This window comes from Synechococcus sp. CS-1333 (assembly GCF_025128015.1).
Lineage (GTDB): Bacteria > Cyanobacteriota > Cyanobacteriia > PCC-6307 > Cyanobiaceae > MW101C3.
This window is the reverse complement of record NZ_JAHLYO010000024.1, coordinates 37,368-44,949: the sequence shown is the minus strand read 5'-3', so window position 1 is coordinate 44,949 and position 7,582 is coordinate 37,368. Positions and strand designations below refer to the sequence as shown.

The window sequence follows — 7,582 nt, the reverse complement described above, 5'->3', positions numbered from 1 at the left end:
CGCTGCTGAGGATCCTGAATTCGAAACCTTCTACACGAAGAACATTCTTCTGAATGAAGGTCTGCGTGCCTGGATGGCACCGGCTGACCAGCCGCATGAAAACTTCGTCTTCCCTGAAGAGGTTCTGCCCCGTGGTAACGCCCTCTGAGCCCTAAGTCAATCAGGCAGTTCCAGAGGATCAATTCAAATTTGGCGTCCTTCGGGGCGCCTTTTTTGTTGGGTCCCCAACTGTTGCCGATCTCTCAGGTTTTCTTCTAAGATCAATGGGTTGTGTCAGCAGTGCCGTGGGGCGAGGCTTCGGAGTTTTCTCCCTTGTTTCGCTCCGAAGGCGTCACCGGCTGGCGTTATCCCCCAAGGGAGGAGGTGCTTGTGAGCCAAAGTTCCATGTGCAAGGGTCTGTTGATCGCGGAGAATGCCGTCTGATGCCAGGCAGCTTGATCTGAGTTCATTCGGTTCCGCGCCAGAGCGGACCCGACGATGCCCCCATTCAGCAATCGGCTGAATGGGGGCATCGTTCATTCTGGAGACAGGTTATTGATTGAAGAGCAGTCTTTCTATGGAGAAAGACTGTTCATTTTCGAGCGGGTTCTTTGTTCAAGGGAATTCACTTTTTGGATTCCCGCTCCAGCTTGAATGATCCCACCAGGCGAGCAAGGCGCTCCTGGGCATCGGCATGATCCACCGCGCCTCTGGCCATTAACACGATGCCCCCATCAACATCGACAACCCCATAGCTGGGCGAAAGATCGGGGATCATTTCAAGGATGCGCCCCAGCTCTTTGCGATCACCATCAGACACCCTGAGATTCCTGTTGAGCATCTCAAGATCTGCAGCAATCCAGTCAACCTCCTTGGGCTTCCCTTGCCTGTCGAGATAGCGCCAACTGCGGGGAAAACGCACCAGCACCTCCCGCTCAGCAAGCAAAGGAACCAGCGGGGTGGTGGCTGAAACGGTTGCCGTTGGAGGGATCTGCTGGAGTACGCGCCGGGCCGCCTGGCCATGGGCCCAGAGCTGGGCTGGGTTGGAGTAAATCCAGGGCTGCACGCTGTCGGGAATGACGAACGAGAGGCTGCGATTGGGGTTGCTGCTGATCGTCAGCAGGATCGAAAGCCCGATTGCCCCGATCCAAACGGCACGAAACTTCGGTCGACGGAAGGTGTCCTGATGGTGCTCCCACCAGAGCACGGCCCCTGCAAACAAGCCCGGGACCACCAGCAGCGCGTAGCGCACATTGATGGCCAGTGGTGGTGGCTTCCCGTCTGCCAGCAGCAAACCTAGAAATGGCAACCCCATCAGCAGCCAGCTGTCCAGGGAGATCACGGGAATGAACAGCAGCGGCAGACTCTGGGCGAGCAGGTAGCGAAGCGTGTGCCCAGGTTCGCTGAACAGTTCCTTGATCAGCGCCATTGGCGTTGAAAGGATCCTTCCCGCCACCTCCAGGCTGCTGGCGCGATCCTGATCACCGAGGAAGTGGCCGAAGTTCTCCACCATGAACCGGCGTGAATTGTCTTCGCTGAACAGAGGCATCAACACATTGGTGACGATCAGGACCCAGCTGACCCCCACCCCACCAATCAGGATCGCCAAAGGCCACTCTTCCCTGCGTCGTCGCAGCAGCATCCACAGACTCACCCCCACCAGCAGCACGCCGGTGTCCTCCCGGATCAACGGAATCAGCAGGGTGCAGAGCGCCACCAGCCACCAGCTCCGTCGCCGCAATCCCCAGATCAGCAGAAAAAAGGCCAGGGGCAACTGGCAGAGATCCGTGAAGTTGCCCCAGGTGGGGCCGAGTACGGCATTGGCTCCGAAAAAGGAGCAGGCCAGCAGAGCGGCCAGCCGATCGTTGTTGCTCCCCAGGATCTCGAGGGCAAACCGATGCAGCGCCAGACCTGCCGCCGTCATCAGCCCCACCTGAACCAGGGGCAAGGCTGCCGCTCCCAGCAGACCCACCAAGGGAGCCCAGAGCAGCAGCACCGGGGTGAAGTGTTGCCCCAGGCGGTGATAGCCCAGGCCAGGCAACTGGCCGTCGTGGACCACGCTGGCAGAAAGCTGGGAGGAGAGGGTGCTCTCGAAGGGGTGGCCCCGCAGGCTGTTCCAGAGCACCTGCAGAAAGATGCCCTGGTCGTAGGAAGCGGCGAGAACCTGGAGGCGCCATGCCTGCAGAGCCAGGCCAACCACGGCAAAAAGCACGGCGGCAGCCAGAACCGCGCGGCTCCAGGAGCGTCGTTCAGGGGCGAGGGTCATCGGATTGAGACGCGAGTGTGCAGCGCCAGAGGCGCCAGTCCTGCTCGCCCAGCCCGCTCAGGCGGCAGCGGACGCCGGGCTGGAGAAGCATGGGCGGAGGGGGGGCGGAGGCTTTCTCAATGAACAGGAACGGGCTCGGAGAACCGGGGCTTGCCCGGGACGGCAACCGTTCGATTGGCCGTTGGGCATACCAGCTCAGGCTTGGACGTCGCCCGGATTGTCCGGCCATGTAGATCGGCATCGGGCGATGGTCCGGCTCGGTCGCCGCACCCCTGACCAGGCTGGCCACGGGGCGAACGTCGTCATATTCGTTCAACTCCCAGTTCCAGAGGGAACTATGGAAGAGCAGCAGCAGGGAGAGGCACCAGCCCGCGAGCAGCAGGACCAGGCCGCGGCGGCGCTGCCGTTCGGCCGGGCGCAGCAGCAGCAGCCCTCCCCCCAGCAGCCCCACGCCCGCCGGCAGAACAAGAAGACTGATCCCACTCGGCAGTCCGGTCCGGGCTGTTGCGGCCGCCAGGGCCAGCAGGATCAGGCCGCCACCCAGCCAGGACCACAGGATTGGAACGAGCTGGAGAGGCGGACGGGTCTCCCGAGCCTGCAGCATCTGCGCCAGCAGCGGCCCGCAGAGCAGGGCGAACGGCAGCCAGAGCGGGTGGCTGTACCAGGGGAGCTGGGTGCGCAGCGGCAGGATCGACCCGGCGATCACCAGCTGCAGCACCAGGCACCAGCGCCCCCAGCTGCGGTGGCGCTGCCGCCAGGCGATCACCACCGCCAGGGGCCAGAGCGGCAGCCAGGGCCAGCCACCTTCCAGCACCTCGATCACCGGCACCCGCCAGCCCAGCTGGCTGCCTTCGCCCGCATCCAGCAGCACCCGCGTCACCCCGTCGCCGCCCCAGAGCCAGAGCGCATCGCTGCCGCGCCTGAGTGCATGCCAGCCGTGCCAGGCCAGCCCGGGCAGCAGGCCCACGCCAAGGGCCGCCAGCAGCGGCGCCAGCGAACGGCGCGGCCGCTCCGGATCGAGCACCAGGGCGGCCAGGCCGGCGGCCAGCACCGGCAACAGGATCGGGGCCTTCAACATCAGCAGCGCACTGCCCGCCAGGCCGGCGACCAGCCCCCAGCGCCAACCCGCTCCAGTGCGGCCGGAACGGCTGAGCAACAGTGCCCACCAGAGCAGCCCCATGGCGGTGAGCTGCGCGCCGTCCAGCATCGCCAGCCGCCCGTGGCGCGCCACCGGCAGCAGGGTGAGCAGGATCGCCGCGGTCGCCAGGGCGGCGCGGTTGTCGCCTGGCCGCAGTTGAAGCTGCACCAGGGCCCCCACCGGCACCACCAGGGAGGAAAGCACTGCCGGCACCAGCCGCACCACCCATTCCGGCGGTAGCGCCTCCGCCGGCGCCTGGCTGAGCTGGCGCCAGACGGCGATGGCGGCAGCGATCAGCACATGCAGCCCGGGCGGCTTGTTGAGGTAGGGGCTGCCCCAGATCGTGGGCAGCCAGCCTTCCGGCAGCCCCCTGTTGGCGATCTCCAGCGACACCCGCGCCACGATCCCCTCATCCCAGTCGCGCAGGGGCAGGTTGCCCAGACCCACGACAGCCAGCACCACGGCGGCCAGCCAGAGCAGCAGCAGGCCCCGCCAGGGAATGGCGCGGGGCGGGGTCTGGGGGTGCAGGGCGGTCATGGGCTCAGCCTGCCGGCCGCTCGGCCCCGGGAGCCAGCGGAATCACGAAACCGGGCCCGCTCTGGCAGCCCGGTGGCTGGTCGCAGACCCAGCGTTTCAAGCGCGTTTTGGCCTCGCCTTCGGGGAAGGGCGCATAGCTTTCGATCACCGCATAACTGCCGGCCAGGGCATCGGCGCCGTCGGCTCGCCAGGCCGCCGCATCACGCCGCATCAGCCGCTTGGGACTCACAAGCCATCCCTTGCGGTTGGCGAGATAAAGAACAGTGGGGTCGGAACCGCTCATCACCACGACTCTGGCCCCGGGCGGTGTGCGCGCCTGGATCTGCTGCGCCAGCTCCCACACCGGGGATCCGGCCACCCGCTCCCGACTCCAGTAATCCACAGCCAGCACCGTGAGGCTCACCACGACCAGCAGCGTGAGCAGTGCCCAGGCCCCCTGCCGCCCCCAGACATCGGCCTGGCGCCGCAGCCGCACCCAGCCCAGGCCCATCAGTGGGCAGGCGAACAGCATCAGCGGCAGTTGGTAATACTCATGCACCACGCTGGATTCAGGCGCCAGAGCTCCGGCCAGCAGCACGGCCACCAGCCCCACCGGCAGCACGTGCGCCTGTGGCCCCGGCAGGGCGTCGGGGGGGGCAGCGGCGCCTCGATTGGCAGCGGCGTCGCCATTCCCGCGCGGCAGCAGGCCGAGCACCAGCAACGGCACCCCCAGCACCGCCAGGTTGCGCACGGCCACCCTCAGGCCAAGGCCGAGCCAGTAGCCAGGCGCGAACAGGTCGGCCCAGCTGTAACGGTTGGCCTCGCCGCCCCAGAAGCCGAAGCTGAGGCCGCTGGCCTGCCCCAGTTTGTGGGCATGCCAGTACCAGGCCGCCGTCACCACCACCGCCGACAGGGCAAACACCCAGCTGCCTGATCGCCGGAGGATCCTCCACTGGTGGGCCTGGCCCCATAGCCATAGCAACGGCAGGCCCAGCCATACGAACGGCAGAACTTTGATCAGACAGGCGGCGGTGAAGGCCAGCCAGGAGATTCCCAGGGCTGCCAGCCTGCCGGTGCGCAGCCAGGCCAGAAAGCGCTCCAGGGCCAGAGCCGCCAGCAGCATCAGCGCCGCCTCCGGCTGCACCGTGCGCCCGTAGAACACCGAAATCGGCAGCACCGCATAGAACAGCCCGCCCCACCAGCCGGCCCGCTCCCCCACCAGCTGGCGGCCGATCCGCACCACCAGCACGATCGTGAGCAGGCTGCAGAGCACGGAGAGGCCCCGCGCCAGCCACTCCTGCACCCCGAACAGGCGGTAGAGCAGAGCAACGCTGTAGGGATACAAGGGAAATTCCGCTTCCACCACGCCGCTGCCGGCGCCGCCCCAGTCGATCTGGGGCGTGAGCAGGTTCATGCCCTGCTCGGCGAAGTTGCGAGCCATCGCCGCCGTGTCCGCCTGCCTCCAGCTGTGGATCCCGAGGACCGGGGCCTGGATCTGGATCAGCCGCAACCCGGCACCCACCAGCAGGGGAAGCCACAACGGCAGGGCCGCGCCGGGCTTGGAAGGGGAAGCTGGCGCCGCAGGGGCCATCAGCAGAGTTCTGGCGTGGGCAGGAGGCTACCGGCCCTCTTTGGCGCCGGCCTCGATGCGCGCCTCCACCGAGGCGATCGCCGCCTCGACGGCGGCGCGGGTGCCAGGGATGCGGCGCAGATCGCCGCCGAGGACGCCGGCCACATGGATCAGCCCGTCCAGCACCGGTTCGTCGTGGTGCAGGCGCGCCGCCTCGGCCACCGCCGCCGCCTGCCAGGGGCGCCAATCGGCCAGCAGCACCACGGAGCGGTAGGCGCTCGGCCATGGGTTGGCCGGTTCCACCGCCTCCAGCTGTTTGAACCAGCCTTCCGCCGCGGCCGGCCGGTTGAGCAGCACGTCCAGCAGCGCCAGTGCCCAGAGCGCCTCGCGGTCGTTGGGGTTGGCGCTGAGGCGGGCCTCCGCCCAGCGGCGCACACGTGCTTGGTAAAGGAAATGCCCGTCCAGCTGGTGTTCCGGTCCGATCGCGTCGAACACGGCACCCAGGCCGGCCGGGCCCTGCTCCAGGCCGCGGGCGAGTGTGATGAAGCGGCGATCGAACGGCACGGCCGCGGGCGCAGCGGCGCGACGTTGCCAGAGTTCGAGCTGGCGGCCCTTGGTCCACGGCCAGCTGCCCACGCGCTCGAAGCGGCCATCGCTGCGCACGCTGCGGCTCAGCTGCCTGGATTCCTTGCGCTTCGTGCCCTGGTCGCCGCTGGCCAGCAGTAGCCATTGGGCCTGCTGCAGCACCAGGGCATGCTCCCGTTTCTGCTTCCCGCTTTCCCGCCCGAGGATCTGCCCGCCCCCCAGGCGTCCGAAGGTGCTCACGTTGTGCTGGTTGACCTCAGCGGTGCTGGGGATCACAAGCACGGTGGTGGGAGCTGTGCCCACGCGTTGACGCACCGCCTCGATCGCCTCAGGCACCGGGGACTCCGCGCGCCGCTCCAGCTCGCCGACACGCTCTGAGGCGGTGGTGGCACCCGTTCCCAGCAGGCCCACCCCCAGCAGCACGGCCCCCAGCCAGGGTCCGAAGCGGGCACGGGCCGCCTGCAGCAGCACCCACCAACCCCGTGCCAGCAGCAGCACCAGCAGCGGCAGCACCGGCGCGATGTAACGCGGATCCTTGTTCGGGCTGAGGCTGGTGACCAACCAGCCGGCGAGGGCGCAACCCAGCAGCCACCCCCAGCCGGAGCCCGTGCCACCGGATTCCGTAGGCGGCCCTGAGTCCTGATCGGGCGGCTCAGCAGCAGCACCAGTAGCAGCATCAGCACGGCGTCTGCGCTGACAAAGGGACAGTGCCCCTCCGGCTGCACCGACAGCGAGCATCGGCGCACCGAGCTGGGCCGGGAAGAGCCTGGGATACCAGAAGAGGCTGGCCAGGCTCAGGGGCGATGGATCCCCTTCGGCGGCGCCCGATTCGATCACCGCCCGGTTGGTCCCGCCGAGGGTGGTGATCCAGTTGTGCTTCAGCCAGGGCAGGGCCACGGTCAGCACCAGGGCCAGGGCGGCCAGGGTCTGCAGGCGGCGCTGCGGCTGGCCCAGCCCGGCGCCCGCCGCCCACAGGCATGGCAGCAGCAGCACCAGCAGGGCGCTCTGCTTCACCAGCACCGCAGTGGCTACCGCCGCTGCCGCCACCAGCGCCTGGCTCCAGCGTCCGCCCCTCGGGGCGGGGGCGTACCAGCACCCCAGCCGCCAGAGGGCAAGCATGGCGGTGGCGGTGAGTGGAAGGTCGAGGGTGAAATCCACCCGCAGCGCTGCCAGGGCCGGCGCCAGGCACATGAGCGCGGTGGCCAGCAGGCCGAAGCGCGGCCCGCCCAGCTGCCGGCCCCAGCACGCCACCACCACCAGCAACAGCAGCTGCCAGATAGCAAGCGCCCAGCTGGCCTGATCGGGGCTGTCGCCGCTGAAGGCCATCACGCTGCCATTGACCAGGCTGGCCAGCGGGGGAATCTTCGGGGAGAGATCGAGCAGGGCGCTCCACCCTTGCCAGCCGCCGCCGGCCAGCAGTCCCAGGGCCCGGCCATGGTCCACGGCGCTGTTGAGGTATTCGGCCTGATCCCAGGCAGGAAGCCGCTGGTCGAGCTGCAGCCAGAGCCGGTCGGCGAAGGTGGCCGCC

The 7,582-nt window shown here is 68.0% G+C and carries 4 protein-coding genes and 1 pseudogene; 1 reads left to right on the top strand and 4 read right to left on the bottom strand.

Going from position 1 to position 7,582, the window contains the following annotated elements; translation table 11 throughout:
- Window positions 1-148: pseudogene (locus KQ303_RS09930) on the top strand (photosystem II D2 protein (photosystem q(a) protein)); the annotation flags it as partial.
- A 456-nt stretch (window positions 149-604) separates the two neighbouring features.
- Here KQ303_RS09930 and KQ303_RS09925 read toward each other — a convergent pair.
- From KQ303_RS09925 to KQ303_RS09910, 4 genes are read right to left on the bottom strand one after another with little or no spacing between them, the layout of a single operon-like run.
- A complete protein-coding gene (locus KQ303_RS09925; protein WP_259730137.1) occupies window positions 605-2,245 on the bottom strand; it encodes a DUF2079 domain-containing protein in 1,641 nt (546 codons plus the stop codon).
- Window positions 2,229-3,920 (bottom strand): glycosyltransferase family 39 protein, encoded by a 1,692-nt coding sequence (locus KQ303_RS09920; RefSeq protein ID WP_259730136.1) that lies wholly within the window; start codon window positions 3,918-3,920, stop codon window positions 2,229-2,231. The genes KQ303_RS09925 and KQ303_RS09920 overlap by 17 nt, the downstream gene beginning before the upstream one ends.
- Before the next feature lie 4 nt (window positions 3,921-3,924).
- Window positions 3,925-5,490 (bottom strand): glycosyltransferase family 39 protein, encoded by a 1,566-nt coding sequence (locus KQ303_RS09915; RefSeq protein WP_259730135.1) that lies wholly within the window; start codon window positions 5,488-5,490, stop codon window positions 3,925-3,927.
- Window positions 5,491-5,517: 27 nt separating this feature from the next.
- Window positions 5,518-7,497, bottom strand: coding sequence for an ArnT family glycosyltransferase (locus KQ303_RS09910; protein ID WP_399233418.1), 1,980 nt, complete (start codon window positions 7,495-7,497; stop codon window positions 5,518-5,520).
- Between the last annotated feature and the right edge of the window lie 85 nt (window positions 7,498-7,582).